Genomic DNA, 15,764 nt, shown 5'->3' with positions numbered 1-15,764 from the left:
GAAGTTCCGGAGGGCTGAAATTGATACGAATCTAGAGGTGCGTGGGTGCGAACATCTTGAGCAGGGTTTCAACTACGACGACGTTAGGGCCATCCGCTGCAAAACCATCCTTGAGCGCCTGGCCAACATCCTCCGGGGCCACCCGGACGGCCGGGACACCAAAGGATTCAGCAAGTTTGACGAAGTCGGGGCGGGCTAGCTCAGTGGCCGTTGCCTGCCCAAAGGCGCCCACCATGTATTCGCGCAAGATGCCGTAGCCGCCGTCGTCCACAATCAGCCAAGTGACCGGTACATTGTGCTGCTTAGCCGTGGCCAACTCGGAGATGGAATACATGGCCGAGCCGTCACCGGAAACCGCCAAGACTCGCGAAGGCTTCCCCGTAGTCTCCAAGCCCACCGAACCACCAATGGCGGACGGGAAGCCAAAGCCCAAACCGCCAGCACCCTGGGCCGAGTGGAACTCACCCTCACGGGCGTCCCAGCAGCTCCAAGCCCAATAGGCCGAGATGGTCATATCCCAGAAGGTCTGCATATCCGCCGGAACAGCCTCGCGAATATCCGCCATAAACTTCAGTTCCTTGGCAAGGTCCTGAGATTCTAGGCGCTCGTTCACCAGCTTGAGCGAGTCAGCTACCAAGGCTTCCGCGCTTTGGCCGTGCCAGTCCGCGGTGGCCGGTTCCACGCCGTCGAGCGCTTCAAGCAAAGCGGATAGCGCCTGGCCAGCGTCGGCACGGATGCCCAAACCGGGGCGGTTGGATTCCAACACCCGGGGCTCGGCGTCGATCTGAATAATCCGGCCGCGCGGCTCAAAGGTGAAGTAGTTGGAGGTGACCTCACCGAGCGAGGAACCAATCACCACCAGGACGTCAGCGTCTTCTAGCAAGTCAGTCATGTGGCGGTCCTCCACCCATGACTGCAGCGAAAGTTTGTGGTTCCACGGGAACGCGCCATTGCCGCCGGGGGTACAAATAACCGGGGCGTCCAACTTCTCGGCAAGCTTCAACAGTGACGCCTCGGCACGGCCGCGGCGGGTTCCACCACCGGCAATGATCGCCGGGCGCTTGGCCTCAGCTAGCCACTTCACTGCCTCGCGGACCAGCTCGATGCGGGGCGGGTTGTCGGCAGCTTCAGCGAGCGCATCTTCCACGGGCGGGACCATAATCGGATCCAACAAAACGTTCTGCGGGACCTCAATCCACACCGGTCCCTGCGGGGAGGAGATCGCTTCAGTCCACGCATCCTGGATGGCGGACGGAATACCTGAGGCGTGCTGGATGAGCCGCTGGCTCTTGGTGACGTTCGCCGCCGATGCCTTCTGGTCATCGAGCTGGTGCAGCATTCCCTTGCGGCGAGCGCCGAGGCCCTCGAGCGGGATCTGGCTGGCAATAACCACCATGGGAACACCCGTAGCGTAGGCCTCTTGCAGCCCAGCCAAAGACGTCAAAGCGCCGGGGCCGGTAGACAGGAACAGCACACCAACTTCGCCGGTGGCGCGGGCATAGCCGTCCGCGGCGAAGGCCGAGTTGTTCTCCACACGACTCGAAACGAAGTGCAGATTTCCGCGGCCCATAGCGTCAAAAAGACCTAGGGCGTGCTGGCCTGGGATACCAAAAACGGTTTTGGCACCAAGGGCTTCGAGAGTTTCGACGACGAGATCGCCGCCGTTACGCTGATCGCTCACTTGGCACCACCCAAAGCCTGTGCCGCATAGCCGTTGGGGGTTCCGTGACGGTCCCCTTCCACAGCGTTATCCGCCATGAGGGTTACTAGCTCGTAGGCCACGTGGCTCGCAGCAACACCAGTGATATCGGCGTGGTCATAGGCGGGGGAAACTTCCACCACGTCCGCGCCCACCAAGTTCATGCCGCGGAAGCCACGGATGATTTCGAGGAGTTCACGGCTGGTGATCCCGCCAGCTTCAGGAGTTCCCGTGCCGGGCGCGTGCGCGGGGTCAAGGACGTCAATGTCCACGGAGATGTAGAGCGGACGGTTGCCAATTCGGTCACGGACCTTCGCAACGGTTTCCAGCACGCCTTGGTAGTAGACATCTGCTGAGGTGACGATTCCGAAGCCGAAGCGGTGATCATCGTCGAGGTCTTTTTTGCCGTACAGCGGACCGCGGGTACCAATGTGGCTAATGGCTTCGGTGTCCAGGATGCCTTCTTCTACGGCACGTCGGAATGGGGTTCCGTGGGTGTATTCGGCACCGAAATAGGTGTCCCAGGTGTCCAAGTGCGCGTCAAAGTGCAGCATGGCCACGGGGGCACCGGCGCGTTCTGCAGCTGCGCGGAGCAACGGAAGTGCGATGGTGTGGTCGCCACCGAGGGTGAGCAGCTTGCTGCCGCTCGCGGTGAGGTCTAGGGCGTTTTGCTGGATGGTTTCGATGGCCTCGTTGATGTTGAACGGATTGACGGCCATGTCTCCGGCGTCGGCCACCTGAATGTTTTCGAAGGGGCTCACGTCCCACGCGGGGTTGTAGGGGCGCAGCAGACGGCTGGCTTCGCGGACGTGGTTGGCGCCGAATCGGGCGCCGGGGCGGTATGAAACACCTGAGTCAAAGGGCACGCCCACCACTGTGACGTCGGCTTTTGTGACCTGATCCAAGCGGGGCAAGCGAGCATAGGTTGCTGCTCCCGCATAGCGTGGGATCCGGGCTGAATCGATGGGACCAAGGTTGCCGTTGGTCTCGATGCGTAGCTCTTCCAAGGAACGCTTCTCCTTCGCGTTTGCTTTCGCGTGTGCTGTGGGATCAAAGCGTCGACCACAGTCGGTTGTGATTGCCATCATACAGCTCTTGTTTTCAAATGTGCACCAAAAGTTTACGCGTTCAGCTTCCCGTGGGCCCGCACAACCGTTTCCTCAATGCCCGCACAAAAAACGACGGCGAGTGGTCCCCCCAATCGTGACCACTCGCCGTCGTTATGAACTGGCAGTTTTACCGGTAACTTACGCTCAACAACATCGCCTTGAGCTGCGCGTAATCGGAGCTGCGCATCCACGCCTTGACCGCGCCGTCGGATGACAACCCGGAGGCCTTTACATTGGCGCGGAAGATTCCCACACCATTGGGCAGTACCAGCTGACCACTGCCGCCACTAGTGCTACCGTCCTGAAATTCAGCGGCCGGGCGAATGTCCATCAAGAGGTTCTCTCCCGCACCTGGGACGGTGTCACGCACAAAACCAAAACTAGGTTCCCCGCCAAAGTCCGCCAAGCCCGGGACCGGTGCAGAATCAAAAACGTGGCGATCAACCGGACCGGCAGCCCCGTCCCCATAAAAACCGCTGACCATAAACGCCATCTCCTTGCCCCGCTGATCAGTCAACACCGCCTGATAACAATCAAGCGGACCACCAGGAATCGTTGGACCAAGTTCCGCCCGGACCTGCCAATTCGCCGGGAAGGCAAAGGAAATATGACCATCCGGGAAGGTATACGTCTTCAACGCAGGTGCCGTGGGTTTCTGAGCTGCGCTTGCCACGTTCTGAGTGAGTGAAGTTAAGGTGAGCGAGGAGTCAGCGGCGACCTTCGCCGTCGAACGCGCCGCTCCCGTGGCCGCAGACCCCGCAACCGGTGTCTGCGAACAAGCTGTGGTAGCTGCCAGCGCCAACACCAATGCGGCCCCCGCCGCGGCCTTGGTGAATCCTGTCTTGGTCAGCCCCGCCTTTGTGAATCCTGAAGCATGCATGGTGATTCCCCAATCCTGAACATCGTGCTTTGTGGATGCCGAGGCGCCTCTGCCCCGCCACCCTCTTAGTTGTCTGACGCACCGCGATTTTTACATCGGCTTGAAAAAATCTTTTCAGCCTTGCGGAACCCAACGGAATAACCGCGCGTAAAGGTTCCATAAAAACCGGGGATTCTGCGCGTGAACTGGGCCTACGCTCCAAGTAGTAAGCAACACTCACGCACTCGAAAGAACCCTCGTGACCACCCTGACCCGCCCACCAGCCGACCCTTCCCAGTACGGAGACAAAAAACTCCGCTTCCGCAATTGGCTCCTTGAAGGACTCCCCGATTCCGGACGGAAGGGTCAAGGCCCACACGGCAAACCCGAGCACGTGGAAAAGCCCCAGACTTGGTGGAAAGTGATGTGCCTGACCGGCTTGGACTACTTCTCCACGCTCGGTTACCAGCCGGCCATCGCAGCCCTCGCTGCCGGTCTGCTCTCCCCCTTAGCCACCATGGTTCTGGTTGCAGTCACACTTCTCGGCGCACTCCCCGTCTACCGCCGGGTAGCCAGCGAAAGCCCTCGCGGCGAAGGCTCAATCGCCATGTTGGAAAGGCTCCTCCCCCGCTGGGGTGGCAAACTTTTTGTCCTCGCGCTCCTCGGCTTCGCGGCCACTGACTTTATGATCACCATTACCCTCTCCGCTGCCGACGCCACAGCCCACGTGATCGAAAACCCCTTTGCCCCGGAGTTCCTACAAGGCCAACAAGTTGTGATCACCCTCGCGCTGGTGGCTGGACTCGGCGTCGTATTTTTGCGTGGCTTTAAGGAAGCGATCAACGTTGCAGTAGTACTCGTGGCAGCGTTCCTCCTGCTCAACACGGTAGTGATCGGCGTCTCCGTGGTTCACCTGTTCACCGAAGCACACAAGGTGAACGACTGGTGGGCAGCCCTGAACACCCAACACGGCAACCCGCTACTGATGGTGGGCATCGCGTTACTCGTGTTCCCCAAACTCGCTTTGGGTCTGTCCGGGTTCGAGACTGGCGTGGCAGTGATGCCCCAAATCAAAGGCCACCCCAGTGATACCGAAGAGAATCCCGCGGGCCGGATTCGTGGAGCCAAAAAACTCCTAACAACGGCGGCACTGATCATGAGCACGTTCTTGATCACCTCCTCCTTTGCAACAGTTGTGCTCATCCCCGCGGAAGAATTCCAGCCCGGTGGCAAAGCTGAGGGCCGCGCACTGGCCTACTTGGCGCATCAGTTCCTCGGCGACGGATTCGGAACCGTATACGACCTCAGCACCGTAGCCATCCTCTGGTTTGCCGGGGCCTCCGCCATGGCCGGGCTACTCAATTTGGTCCCCCGCTACTTGCCGCGCTACGGAATGGCACCTGCCTGGACCCGCGCAGTCCGGCCCCTGGTGCTGGTGTTCACCTTTGTGGCGTTCCTGATCACCATCATTTTCCAGGCCGACGTCAACGCCCAAGGTGGCGCCTACGCCACCGGGGTTCTGGTGCTTATGACCTCAGCTTCGATCGCCGTAACGCTGTCCGCCCGGCGGAAAAAGCAGCGCTTGGCCATGATCGGATTTGGTGTGGTGTCGGTGGTGTTCCTCTACACCACCGTGCTCAACTCAATCGAGCGGCCGGACGGTTTGAAGATTGCTGCACTGTTTATTGTGGCGATTATGGTACTGAGCTTTGCCTCGCGAATCCGACGCTCCTTTGAACTGCGCGCAACACTGGTCAAGCTGGACCGCACCGCCTTGGAATTTGTGTCCGACGAAGACGACGCTCCTGTCCGGATCATTGCGCATGAGCCTTCGCAAAATTCAGACGCCCGGTACAAGGAAAAACTGGACCACGCCAGACTCGCTAACCACCTTCCCGTGGACTGCGACGCAATTTTCATCGAAGTGATAGTTGATGACAGCTCTGACTTTGAACAAGAGCTGATGGTTACCGGCGTGACCCGCCACGGCTACCGAATCTTGGAAGTCCACAGCAACAACGTGCCCAACACTGTGGCCGCTGTCCTGCTGCATATTCGCGACGTCACCGGATTGATGCCACACATCTACTTCCGTTGGACCGAGGGAAATCCCATCGCCAATCTGAGCCGCTTTTTGCTCTTCGGCGACGGCGAAATTGCCCCCGTAACTCGGGAAGTGCTGCGCGAAGCGGAACCCGATATCACCCGCCGCCCCTGGGTGCACGTCGGCTAGGGCGGCTTCGCGCTCCCTTGCTAGGTCTTCCAGCCCAGTTACTCGCCTTCCCGCCCACGCCGGCCCCACAAAACCCCCACATTCCGGGGATCCTGCGGCGAGCGCATCAAGATTTTCCCGAGCAACTGGGCTGGAAGGCCAAGGAATCTGGGAAAACTTGTCCACATAGAGCACCTGAGCCGTAGCTTTGGAAGCCCGCATCGCGTGAACTCGTTGAATGGACCCCGTAGTAGCACTCAAAAAACATGGTGGTGTAGCAAGGACGCGCCAGCTGATCTCCAAACGGCTGTCATCAACAACGCGTGGTTAACATGTGCCAGCGCCGCAAGTCACTACGGCCTGTGGATACGCAACCCGCCCACACAGCTCCATTTGGGATGCAACCACGGCCACGGCTCTGGGTTTGTTCGGCATCGGACCGTCCGATTCGACGCGGAAGGCTTACTTCCGCTGGCAGCAGTTGAGGATGCGGTGATCCATGCACTCACGTGCCTACCTATCCCCGCCTCAACTGCCCTCGGCACCTCAGCTATTCGTCTTTGCGGTGTGCCCCTTGAATTACTGACCCAAGAGTTGAAGGGCTCACGCTCGGCCCCGTCGTTGCAACAATTGCGGGAGCTGGATATGCGCGCCGAGTCCATCGTGGAGGTGGATGGGTTCCAGTTTCATTCGAGCCGGCAGTCCATGCGCAAGGACCTTCAACGCAACAACGCCTCAACGAGCCAAGGTTTTAGGGTCCTCCGGTACATGCCGGAGGACCTTTGGGCCCGACCAACCGAGGTTATTGCCCAGATTCAGCAGGTTCTGCGGGCGCAAGTGCGGTGAGGGCAAACGGGAGTATTACTGCCCCGTTGCGGCCGGTACAAGAATCCAGAGGACTTCGGTTTCTTCGCTGCCCGGGTTTTCCCAGCTGTGGGGCTCACGCCCGGGAAATGACAAGGTGTCCCCGGCGGAAAGTTCATAACGTTCATTGGTCATGATCAGGCTCAGTTTGCCTCGAACAACATGCAGGACATCAACATCGCAGTCCACGGCATACAGTTCGCTTTCGCCTTTACCGCGCGGGGCAATAACACCTTGGAGGACCTGGACGCGGCGTTCAGAACGGGCAGTGAGCAGCCGCTCAACAATTCCCTCGCCACCGAGTGAGATCCGCGGACCATCGCCATTGCGGGTCAAATGAGTTTCCGGAGCGGCAAATAGATCCCCCACGGAAACGGATAGCACCTGGCACAAGGTCACCAAGGAAGCTACCGACGGCGAAGTCAGGTCACGTTCAACCCTGCTGAGAAATCCTTTAGTCAAGCCAGTGGCGGCAGCAACTTGTTCGATGGTCAGGCGCTGGGATTGGCGGGCGGCCCTAATCCGGGAGCCGATCGCCACGGGGGTACTGCTGGGTTCTACGGGCAATGCCTTCATCAAAAACCTTTCACCGCTGGTTCGCGCAGCCTCGGCCAAACACCGTTGTTCCAGCCAGAGCCTGCCCAGGTCACTGGAGCAATCCTAAGGCGTGGCTTCAAAGCTCACTTGTTATGTCACGAGATTGACTGTTAGGCCCATCACATAATAGCGTGGCGGGCAACAAAGGTTGCCTCATAGGAAATATCCGCGTGGTCACCACCCCAACCTCTTATATAACGCTCTGAGGAGCTCCCCATGAATGCCGCTTCTGGCAACATCATCAACATCGTTATTGTGGTGGCATATTTGCTCGCCATGCTGGCGTTCGGCTGGTGGGGCAAGTCCCGCACCAAAAACAACAGCGACTTCCTCGTAGCGGGCCGCCGCCTTGGTCCCCTGCTCTACACAGGCACCATGGCCGCCGTCGTACTGGGAGGCGCATCCACCGTAGGTGGCGTTGGCCTCGGCTACAAGTTTGGTATTTCCGGTATGTGGCTGGTGGTCGCCATTGGCGCCGGTGTTTTGCTGCTGAGCTTGCTCTTCGCTCCCACCATTCAGCGCCTCAAAATTTACACTGTTTCCCAAATGCTCAGCCTGCGTTACGGCCAGCGCGCCACGCAGACCTCTGGCATTGTGATGCTTGCCTACACCCTGATGCTCTGCGCAACTTCTACGGGCGCCTACGCCACCATTTTTGTGGTTCTCTTCGGCTGGGAACGTTGGCTGGCCATCGCCGTGGGCGGTGCCATTGTGCTGGTGTACTCGACTATCGGCGGTATGTGGTCCATTACCCTCGCTGACCAGGTTCAGTTCATCATCAAAACTGTGGGCATCTTCTTCCTGATGCTCCCGTTCACACTCAACGCGGCCGGCGGCCTAGACGGCATCCGCGAACGCGTTGACGCGAGCTTCTTCCAGATGGACGGCATCGGGGTCCAGACCATCATCACGTACTTTGTGGTCTACACCTTGGGCTTGTTGATCGGTCAGGACATTTGGCAGCGTGTGTTCACCGCCAAAACCCCTGCGGTTGCCCGTTGGGGCGGCGCCACTGCCGGTATCTACTGCATTCTCTACGGTGTGGCCGGCGCTTTGATCGGCTTGGCCGCCAAGGTAGCACTGCCCAATATTGACGTCAAGGCACTCGGCAAGGACGTTGTTTACGCCGAGGTTGCCACCAACATTTTGCCAATCGGGATCGGTGGTCTGGTCATGGCTGCCGCTGTTGCCGCCATGATGTCCACTGCGTCCGGTGCGCTCATTGCCGCAGCAACCGTGGCACGCGCCGATGTTGTTCCTTTTGTTGCCAGCTGGTTTGGGAAAACCGTCAACACCAATGACACCGAAAACCCGGAGCACGACGTCAAAGCCAACCGTTATTGGGTCCTTGCTTTGGGCATCATTGCCGTGCTGATTTCCATGGCCGCGCAGGATGTTGTGGTGGCTTTGACCATCGCTTACGACATCCTGGTGGGTGGCCTACTGGTGGCAATCCTGGGTGGTCTGGTGTGGAAGCGCGGTACCGGAATCGCCGCTGCATGGTCAATGGCTGTTGGCTCCGTCCTCACTCTGGCACTGCTGATTGCCTACTCCGCTGGCATCATCCCCAGCGAGGATGGCGTGTACGCCAACGATCCCATCTACTGGGGCCTTGGCGCGTCGCTGGTGGTTTATGTGGTTCTCTCACTCTTGACTAAGCCCACTGACGCAGCTGTTCGCGCCGCATGGGACAAGCGTGTATCAGGCGCAGTTGTGAAAGAAGAGATGCCGGTAGCAGTTCCTTAGACGCACCGAGCACGTAACAAAAGCACCTCCTGCGGCGGTGCCGGATTCACAAATTCTGGCACCGCCGCAGTGCGTTGTAAGCTGGTGCGCAGCTTCAAGACTTGTGGTGCCAAGCTCCGACTTACCACAGACCAACCCCATGTTCGCGGGTGGTTCGGATGAGGAAGCGGCCGCGGCCAGAAGGCCGGGGCAAGAGCAACGGAAGGATCCGGCCGTGTCAGCCGCCCCCACAGACCGCTATTCAGCCCCGCAGCAACCAGTTCAGTTTCAAGAACCAATTCAGTTTCAAGAACCAGTTCAGTTTCAGCAATCGCTTAAGTACGACGACGCCGCGGACACCGCGTCCCAGCCCACCACGGTGCCGGTCCTGCCAGCCGTGGATCTAAATTTGGGCACCGTCACCATCTGGCGCTCAAGTGGGTCTCAACGGTATTGGTGTGCCGAGCCGAAGGAGTTGGCCCGAGCACTGAACAATGCTGTGGCTCAACCGGGCTGGGATGAAGTGAACGCTGTGCTGACTGTCCGTGTAGCCGCCATAGGGCACCGCCGTGGGAAACCTCTGAGCTTCACTCTGAAAGCCACAAATTAAGGTCTACCGAAACTTTTTCGCAAGGAATACCGGCCCAAAATCCGAGCCAATAAACGGTACAGTGATGGCTGCGCAACGGGGCGCCACCTTTCATTGAACCCAGGAGCCCGAGTTGAATTCAACGCCGGAAGAGCAGTCCGGAACCCACCAGCAAGCAGTTACTGAAGCTACTTCTGCAGACATCAAACGCTGGCGGCAGTACCTCGCCGACGAGTGCGCCGAAGCGGCCGTATACCGCGATTTGGCCCAGCGCCGCGAAGGCGAAGAGCGCTCAATCTTGCTCGCTTTGGCCGAAGCTGAGGGCCGGCATGAGGCTCACTGGGAGCAGCTCTTGGGCGAGCATGCTGAGCAGAAGCGTGCCGCCTCGCTCAACAGCCAGCTCCTTGGATTCTTGGCCCGGAACTTTGGATCCGTGTTCGTTTTGGCTTTGGCCCAGCGCGCCGAGGGCCGCTCCCCCTACGCCACAGACCCGGCTGCTACCCCGGCCATGGCCGCCGACGAAGCCATTCACGAGGAGGTAGTTCGTGGTTTGGCAACCCGCGGCCGTAACCGCCTCTCCGGCACGTTCCGCGCGGCTGTATTTGGCGCCAATGACGGCCTGGTCAGCAATTTGTCCTTGGTGATGGGTATGGCCGCGACGGGTGTGAGCAGCCAAGTTGTCCTCTTTAGTGGTGTTGCCGGCCTGCTGGCAGGCGCTTTGTCCATGGGTGCTGGCGAATTTGTTTCAGTCCGTTCTCAGCGCGAATTGCTCGAAGCATCACGCCCTACCCAGATCACCCTCCATGCAGCACCCCAGCTGGATGTGGATCAGAACGAACTAGTGTTGGTTTACCGGGCCCGCGGAATGAGCCAAGAAGCGGCCGAGCACCGGGCCGCCGAGCGCTTGGGCATTTTGAGCTGCGACTGCGATCCCAGCTTGTCCTTGCAGCCGGAATTGCCTGAGCCTGAGGACGAACACGAGGCCGTGGGTACCGCATGGGGCGCTGCCACCTCAAGCTTCTGCTTCTTCGCTTCCGGTGCCATCATCCCGATTTTGCCGTTCATCTTTGGGATGGCCGGAATGCCGGCGCTGATCGTCGCCGCCGTTCTGGTGGGCTTGGCACTGTTGGTGACTGGCGCCGTCGTTGGTTTGCTCTCCGGTACCTCCCCACTCAGCCGGGCACTGCGCCAACTGGCGATTGGCCTCGGTGCTGCCGGGGCCACGTACGGTTTAGGTCTACTGTTTGGTGCCACGATCGGCTAGGAGACTTTCACTCTCCCTTTCCGTTGGGTTATTTGGAGCGTAAAAGTTCGACGGCGTCTGCCACAGTATCCACCAAGTGGACGTGCCGCTCCATCGGCTTTCCCGCAGCCAGAGAACTCAGCAGCTGCCACACCGGGACCTTGTTTTGCCAATACGTCCGGCCCACTAAAACCATGGGCCTGACGGTCTCTGGGGTGCCGTAATAGTTCTCGCAAGCATCCTGGAAAACCTCTTGAACCGTGCCGGCAGCACCAGGCAGAAACACAATGCCCCCGGTGCACAACTCGAGGAGGATTGCTTCGCGGATCGAGTTGGCGAAGTACTTGGCAATCCCGCTTGCGAACAGATTCGGCGGCTCATGACCGTAGAACCAGGTGGGAATTCCGAGGCTTGCTACGGGGCTTGGCACTGAGTTCACCACGTTTTGTGCAGCTCGCGCCCAGGCAGAAATTGAAGGACGAAAGCTCGGGACCTGCGCCAAGGACTTCAAAGCCGCCTGAAGGTCAGCGTCTGGCCCCGCACTCATCAACGCTCCGAGGTTCGCCGCTTCCATGGCGCCCGGCCCACCACCGGTAGCCACCAAAAAGCCCTCTTGAGCCAGTGACCGGCCCAATTCCGCAGCTTGTGCGTAGTCATCGCTCCCGCGTTGCGCGCTATGACCGCCCATCACACCGACCACCCCACGGCGAGTCTTGGTTTCAACGAATTCCTCGAGCGCATCACCAATGGCGTGATCGTGCAAGGCTGCTGCCAAGGTGGCATCCAAACTCCGCCTCTGCCCCACTCGCAGACTCCACTGGTACACCCGGGCGTCCAGGGTTTCCTCGTAAGGGTGTTCACTGACTCCGTTGTACAACTCCCCCGCTGTGTAGAGCGTGCCGCGGTATGGGTCAAAGTCGATCCCGCCGAGTTTGGGAAACAGCAGTGCTCCCCGTGAACGCAATGACTCATCCATCCCCGTGGCAAAACTGCAGCCTAAGAAAATGGCCCCCTGCGGGTTCAACCGTTTCAGCTCAGCCGATCGTTCTTGCAGGTCTAGGGACTGCACGTGCCAACCATGCATGGACCTAGCCCCAGCCGCCACTAGCTGGTCAAAGTGGGCCAGGGATTCCACTTCGAGCGAGCGCGGGCTAGGTTTCAACGATGAATGACGCGACATAATCCCACCCTATCCAGCGCAAGATGCACAATGGAGCATGCACCGTTTTGCCGCACCTGCCATTGGTATCCCTGTCCGCCTGAGCGACGCCGAGGGAGCCGATTCGCGGGTTGGGGAAGCTAACCAACTTTTCGACTTTATTGTCCAGCTGGTTCGCGACGCAGGCGGGTCTCCCGTGCTGTTGCACAGCTCGGATGACTATAACGCTCAGCCGCTGGACGGTGTGGTTCTTCCCGGCGGCGGAGACGTCAACCCGCAGCTCTACGGGCAAACGCCGATTCGGGAGTGCTACGACGTTAACCCCGCGCAAGACGAACTGGACCTTGCCATCGGCCGCCGGGCGCTCGCTGCGAAGGTTCCGCTTTTGGGGATCTGCCGCGGGCACCAACTGGTCAACGTCCTGTGCGGCGGCACGCTCATCCAAGACTTGCTCATCCAAGACTTGCCACGGCCTGCAGCTTCCGCCGTGAACAGCGTGGTTCACAGCATGGGCCCGGCCGTCGAAGGGCAAGAAACGGCCTGGGCCTTCCATGAAGTCAGCATCACTCCGGGATCCCTGGTGAGCCGCTTGTACTCCGGCGCTACAAGCGCCCGCATCGCCTCCGGCCACCACCAGGCGGTGGCAAATGTTGGCGCTGGGCTACTGGTTACCGCAGTGGCGCCCGATGGTGTGGTGGAGGGTCTCGAAGATCCAGACCGGAACGTTGTGACAGTGCAGTGGCACCCCGAGTCTGACGAACTCGACGCCGAGGACCGCCTCGCGCCGTTCCGCGCGTTCGTGTTGTGGTGCGGCGAGCTAGCGCGGTAGCTTTCCCGCTGAGAGTGCGACGGCGGGTGTGCGGTTAACTTCGGCGGTGGCACGCTTGGCTTGTGCGGCGGCGAAGATCATCACCACCAGACCTAGCAGGGTGATTCCGGCACCAGCCCAGATGGGTGAGGTGTAGCCGAGCCCGGCAGTGATTGTTACTCCGCCGAGCCAGGCTCCCAGAGCGTTGCCCACGTTGAAGGCTCCGATGTTGGCTCCGGAGGCAAGGGTGGGCGCGCTCGAGGCGTACTTCATCACGCGCATCTGCAGGCCCGGAACTGTAGCGAAGCCGAAGCCACCCATCAGGACAATCGAGGCGATAGTAAGCACCTGGTTCTGCGCGGTAAGTGCAAACCCTACAAGCACCACTACGAGCACCGCGAGAACCACTACGAGTGTGCGGTCTACGTTGCGGTCAGCAGCCTTGCCGCCGATTGTGTTGCCAATAAAGAGCCCTACGCCGAAGACGATCAGCAACCACGGCACGGCGGAGGCAGCGAACCCGGAGACGTGGGTGAGTGTGAAGGCGATGTAGGTGAACGCACCGAACATTCCGCCATAGCCCAGGATGGTGACCATGATGGAGAGCCAGACCTGACCGGAGCGGAAGGCACGGAGTTCACTTCGCAAGCTCCCTGGAGTGGTGTCACCGTGACCAGTTTTGGGGACCAACGTGAGGATGCCTACCAAGGCGATAACACCAATTACCGTGATGGCCCAGAACGTGGAGCGCCAACCAGCGGCCTGCCCCAGCATAGTTCCGAACGGCACGCCCAGCACGTTGGCAGCAGTGAGGCCGGTGAACATAATAGCGATTGCGCCGGCTTTTTTGGTGGGCGCTACCATGTCCGCTGCAACCACCGCCCCGATTCCGAAGAAGGCACCGTGCGAGAGTGCCGCGACGATCCGGCCCACCATCATCAGGGAGTAATCCCCCGCGGTGGCGGAGACGAGGTTTCCGGCAATAAACAGCACCAGCAGCACGGCGAGAACGGGCTTGCGTTCAAAACGGGTCACTGCAGCGGTTAGTCCCAGTGCCCCAACAACAACGGCTAAGGCGTATCCGGAGATCAGCCAACCTGCGGTGGCCTCGCTGACGTGGAAGTCGGCAGCGACCTCGGGCAGCAAACCCATGATCACAAATTCGGTGAGTCCGATCCCGAACCCACCTAGGGCTAGGGCTATCAGGCCAATAGGCATGGCGGTGCTCCTTCAAAACTGTACGGAATGGGATATGGCACGTAAGCTTTTAGTTGCACGCGCGGTATTTATTGTTGCACAAGCAGATACAACGCGCAAGCAACTATCTTTGCTTTGTGCTCCCCGTAATGCTCGGTGGCACATCAACAGCACGCGCGAGAGGAAAACAAATGGCCATTAAGGACGACGCCGTAGAGGTCCGCGCCCAGGGTTGGCGCACCCTCGCGGCATTGCACGGCCTGATTGAAGGCGAGCTGGAACGCTCCCTACAAGCCGAGGCGAAGCTCTCAGTAGTGGAGTACACCGTGTTGGACGCACTCAGCCGGCAGGACGGATGGCACATGCGTATGCAACAGCTCGCCCGCGCCACCGCCCTCAGCGCCAGCGCCACCACTCGACTGGTCAACCGGCTCGAGGACCGCGGCCTACTCACCCGGATCCTATGCGCAGACGATCGTCGCGGCATCTACACCGAGCTCACCGCCAGCGGCATCGAGCTGCTCGAGCAGTCCCGCCCGGTACACGATCAGACCCTCGAGCGCGCCATCGCCAGCGCCCAAGAGATCCCCGAACTGGCCGCGCTGGTGGACGCGCTGCCGCTACTTCACGCGAACGCTTAACACTACTTAAACGCCCGACGGCGGGTCCGCACCTTCCTGGTAAAGAAAGGGGCGGACCCGCCGTCGTCCGTTTTAAAACCAACGCGGGGTCACTTACGGCCCATGTTTAGGACAAACACCGGCCGTAAGTGACCCCGCGTTGGGGGGTAATGCTTAGAGAGCTGCGTAAACTTCGCGCAGCAGTGTGGCGGTCTCGGAAGGCGTCTTGCCGACCTTTACACCAGCAGCCTCAAGAGCTTCCTTCTTAGCCTGAGCCGTACCTGCGGAACCGGAAACGATGGCGCCAGCGTGGCCCATGGTCTTGCCCTCAGGAGCGGTGAAGCCAGCAACATAGCCAACAACCGGCTTGGTGACGTGAGCCTTGATGTAGTCAGCAGCGCGCTCTTCAGCGTCGCCACCGATTTCACCGATCATCACGATGGCCTTGGTCTCCGGGTCCGCCTCGAACGCAGCGAGTGCGTCGATGTGGGTGGTGCCGATGACCGGGTCGCCACCGATGCCGATTGCGGTGGAGAAACCGAGGTCACGAAGTTCGTACATCATCTGGTAGGTCAAGGTACCGGACTTGGAAACCAAGCCGATGGGGCCCTTGCCCGTGATGTTTGCCGGGGTGATACCAACCAGAGCTTCGCCCGGGGTGATTATGCCGGGGCAGTTCGGGCCGATGATTCGGGTGATCTGCTTGCCGTCAGCGTCAACCTTGGACTGTGCCAATGCCCAGAATTCAGCAGAATCCTGCACCGGAACACCCTCGGTGATCACAACAACCAGGCCGATTCCAGCCTCAATGGCCTCAACCACAGCATCCTTGGTGAATGCCGGCGGAACGAACACGATGGAAACGTCAGCACCGGTTTCAGCCATAGCCTCGGAGACCTTACCGAAGACGGGCAGTTCAACATCGCCGTGACGGACAGTGGTGCCAGCCTTGCGTGCGTTCACGCCGCCAACAACCTGGGTACCGGCCTTGAGCATCAGAGCGGTGTGCTTGGTGCCCTCGCCGCCGGTGATGCCCTGGACGATGACCTTGGAGTCTTTGTTCAAATAAATAGACATGGTGGC

The 15,764-nt window shown here is 60.0% G+C and carries 15 protein-coding genes and 1 riboswitch; of the genes, 8 read left to right on the top strand and 7 right to left on the bottom strand.

Annotated elements, in window-relative coordinates; translation table 11 throughout:
* Positions 1-31: 31 nt before the first annotated feature.
* The 3 genes from ACQR35_RS06300 to ACQR35_RS06290 form a co-directional block, all read right to left on the bottom strand.
* Complete coding sequence (locus tag ACQR35_RS06300; RefSeq protein WP_430269536.1) at positions 32-1,681, bottom strand: thiamine pyrophosphate-binding protein; 1,650 nt, start codon at positions 1,679-1,681, stop codon at positions 32-34.
* The gene (speB, locus tag ACQR35_RS06295) at positions 1,678-2,706 is read right to left on the bottom strand and encodes an agmatinase (RefSeq protein WP_430267023.1); all 1,029 of its coding nucleotides are present in this window, start codon (positions 2,704-2,706) and stop codon (positions 1,678-1,680) included. Before speB ends, ACQR35_RS06300 begins: the two co-directional genes overlap by 4 nt.
* 229 nt (positions 2,707-2,935) lie before the next feature.
* Positions 2,936-3,481, bottom strand: coding sequence for a hypothetical protein (locus ACQR35_RS06290; RefSeq protein ID WP_430266796.1), 546 nt, complete (start codon positions 3,479-3,481; stop codon positions 2,936-2,938).
* Between the two features lie 7 nt (positions 3,482-3,488).
* Here ACQR35_RS06290 and ACQR35_RS06285 point away from each other — a divergent pair, with 7 nt between their 5' ends.
* The 3 genes from ACQR35_RS06285 to ACQR35_RS06275 all read left to right on the top strand — a co-directional run bounded on the left by ACQR35_RS06285 (position 3,489) and on the right by ACQR35_RS06275 (position 6,725).
* Positions 3,489-3,707, top strand: a complete 219-nt coding sequence (locus ACQR35_RS06285; protein ID WP_430269535.1) for a hypothetical protein — start codon at positions 3,489-3,491, stop codon at positions 3,705-3,707.
* 219 nt (positions 3,708-3,926) lie between these two features.
* A complete protein-coding gene (locus ACQR35_RS06280; RefSeq protein WP_430266794.1) occupies positions 3,927-5,900 on the top strand; it encodes an APC family permease in 1,974 nt (657 codons plus the stop codon).
* A 471-nt stretch (positions 5,901-6,371) separates the two neighbouring features.
* Positions 6,372-6,725, top strand: coding sequence for an endonuclease domain-containing protein (locus ACQR35_RS06275; RefSeq protein WP_430269534.1), 354 nt, complete (start codon positions 6,372-6,374; stop codon positions 6,723-6,725).
* Between the two features lie 15 nt (positions 6,726-6,740).
* Here ACQR35_RS06275 and ACQR35_RS06270 read toward each other — a convergent pair whose 3' ends face one another.
* Positions 6,741-7,319 (bottom strand): helix-turn-helix domain-containing protein, encoded by a 579-nt coding sequence (locus ACQR35_RS06270; RefSeq protein WP_430266792.1) that lies wholly within the window; start codon positions 7,317-7,319, stop codon positions 6,741-6,743.
* 237 nt (positions 7,320-7,556) lie between these two features.
* Here ACQR35_RS06270 and ACQR35_RS06265 point away from each other — a divergent pair, with 237 nt between their 5' ends.
* The 3 genes from ACQR35_RS06265 to ACQR35_RS06255 all read left to right on the top strand — a co-directional run bounded on the left by ACQR35_RS06265 (position 7,557) and on the right by ACQR35_RS06255 (position 10,918).
* Entirely contained in the window at positions 7,557-9,086 is a 1,530-nt protein-coding gene (locus ACQR35_RS06265) for a sodium:solute symporter (protein WP_430269533.1), read from the top strand.
* A gap of 92 nt (positions 9,087-9,178) precedes the next feature.
* Positions 9,179-9,288, top strand: a riboswitch (SAM riboswitch).
* Between the two features lie 12 nt (positions 9,289-9,300).
* Positions 9,301-9,675 carry a hypothetical protein gene (locus tag ACQR35_RS06260; RefSeq protein WP_430266791.1) on the top strand — a complete coding sequence of 125 codons (375 nt, stop codon included), beginning with the start codon at positions 9,301-9,303 and terminating at the stop codon, positions 9,673-9,675.
* A gap of 112 nt (positions 9,676-9,787) precedes the next feature.
* Complete coding sequence (locus tag ACQR35_RS06255) at positions 9,788-10,918, top strand: VIT1/CCC1 transporter family protein (protein WP_430269532.1); 1,131 nt, start codon at positions 9,788-9,790, stop codon at positions 10,916-10,918.
* Between the two features lie 28 nt (positions 10,919-10,946).
* Here ACQR35_RS06255 and ACQR35_RS06250 read toward each other — a convergent pair whose 3' ends face one another.
* Positions 10,947-12,077, bottom strand: a complete 1,131-nt coding sequence (locus ACQR35_RS06250; protein WP_430266789.1) for an LOG family protein — start codon at positions 12,075-12,077, stop codon at positions 10,947-10,949.
* Positions 12,078-12,114: 37 nt separating this feature from the next.
* On the opposite strand from ACQR35_RS06250, the gene ACQR35_RS06245 reads away from it, so the two are divergent.
* Positions 12,115-12,885, top strand: coding sequence for a gamma-glutamyl-gamma-aminobutyrate hydrolase family protein (locus ACQR35_RS06245; RefSeq protein WP_430266788.1), 771 nt, complete (start codon positions 12,115-12,117; stop codon positions 12,883-12,885).
* On the opposite strand, the gene ACQR35_RS06240 is transcribed toward ACQR35_RS06245, so the two are convergent.
* A complete protein-coding gene (locus ACQR35_RS06240) occupies positions 12,874-14,082 on the bottom strand; it encodes an MFS transporter (protein WP_430269531.1) in 1,209 nt (402 codons plus the stop codon). The genes ACQR35_RS06245 and ACQR35_RS06240 overlap by 12 nt on opposite strands.
* 170 nt (positions 14,083-14,252) lie before the next feature.
* On the opposite strand from ACQR35_RS06240, the gene ACQR35_RS06235 reads away from it, so the two are divergent.
* Positions 14,253-14,702 (top strand): MarR family winged helix-turn-helix transcriptional regulator, encoded by a 450-nt coding sequence (locus ACQR35_RS06235; RefSeq protein ID WP_430266786.1) that lies wholly within the window; start codon positions 14,253-14,255, stop codon positions 14,700-14,702.
* A gap of 153 nt (positions 14,703-14,855) precedes the next feature.
* Here ACQR35_RS06235 and sucD read toward each other — a convergent pair whose 3' ends face one another.
* A complete protein-coding gene (gene sucD, locus ACQR35_RS06230; protein WP_430266785.1) occupies positions 14,856-15,758 on the bottom strand; it encodes a succinate--CoA ligase subunit alpha in 903 nt (300 codons plus the stop codon).
* Positions 15,759-15,764 lie beyond the last annotated feature (6 nt).

This window comes from Pseudarthrobacter sp. J1738, from assembly GCF_050490315.1.
Taxonomy (GTDB): domain Bacteria; phylum Actinomycetota; class Actinomycetes; order Actinomycetales; family Micrococcaceae; genus JBNPEO01.
This window is presented reverse-complemented; position numbering and strand designations above follow the sequence as displayed.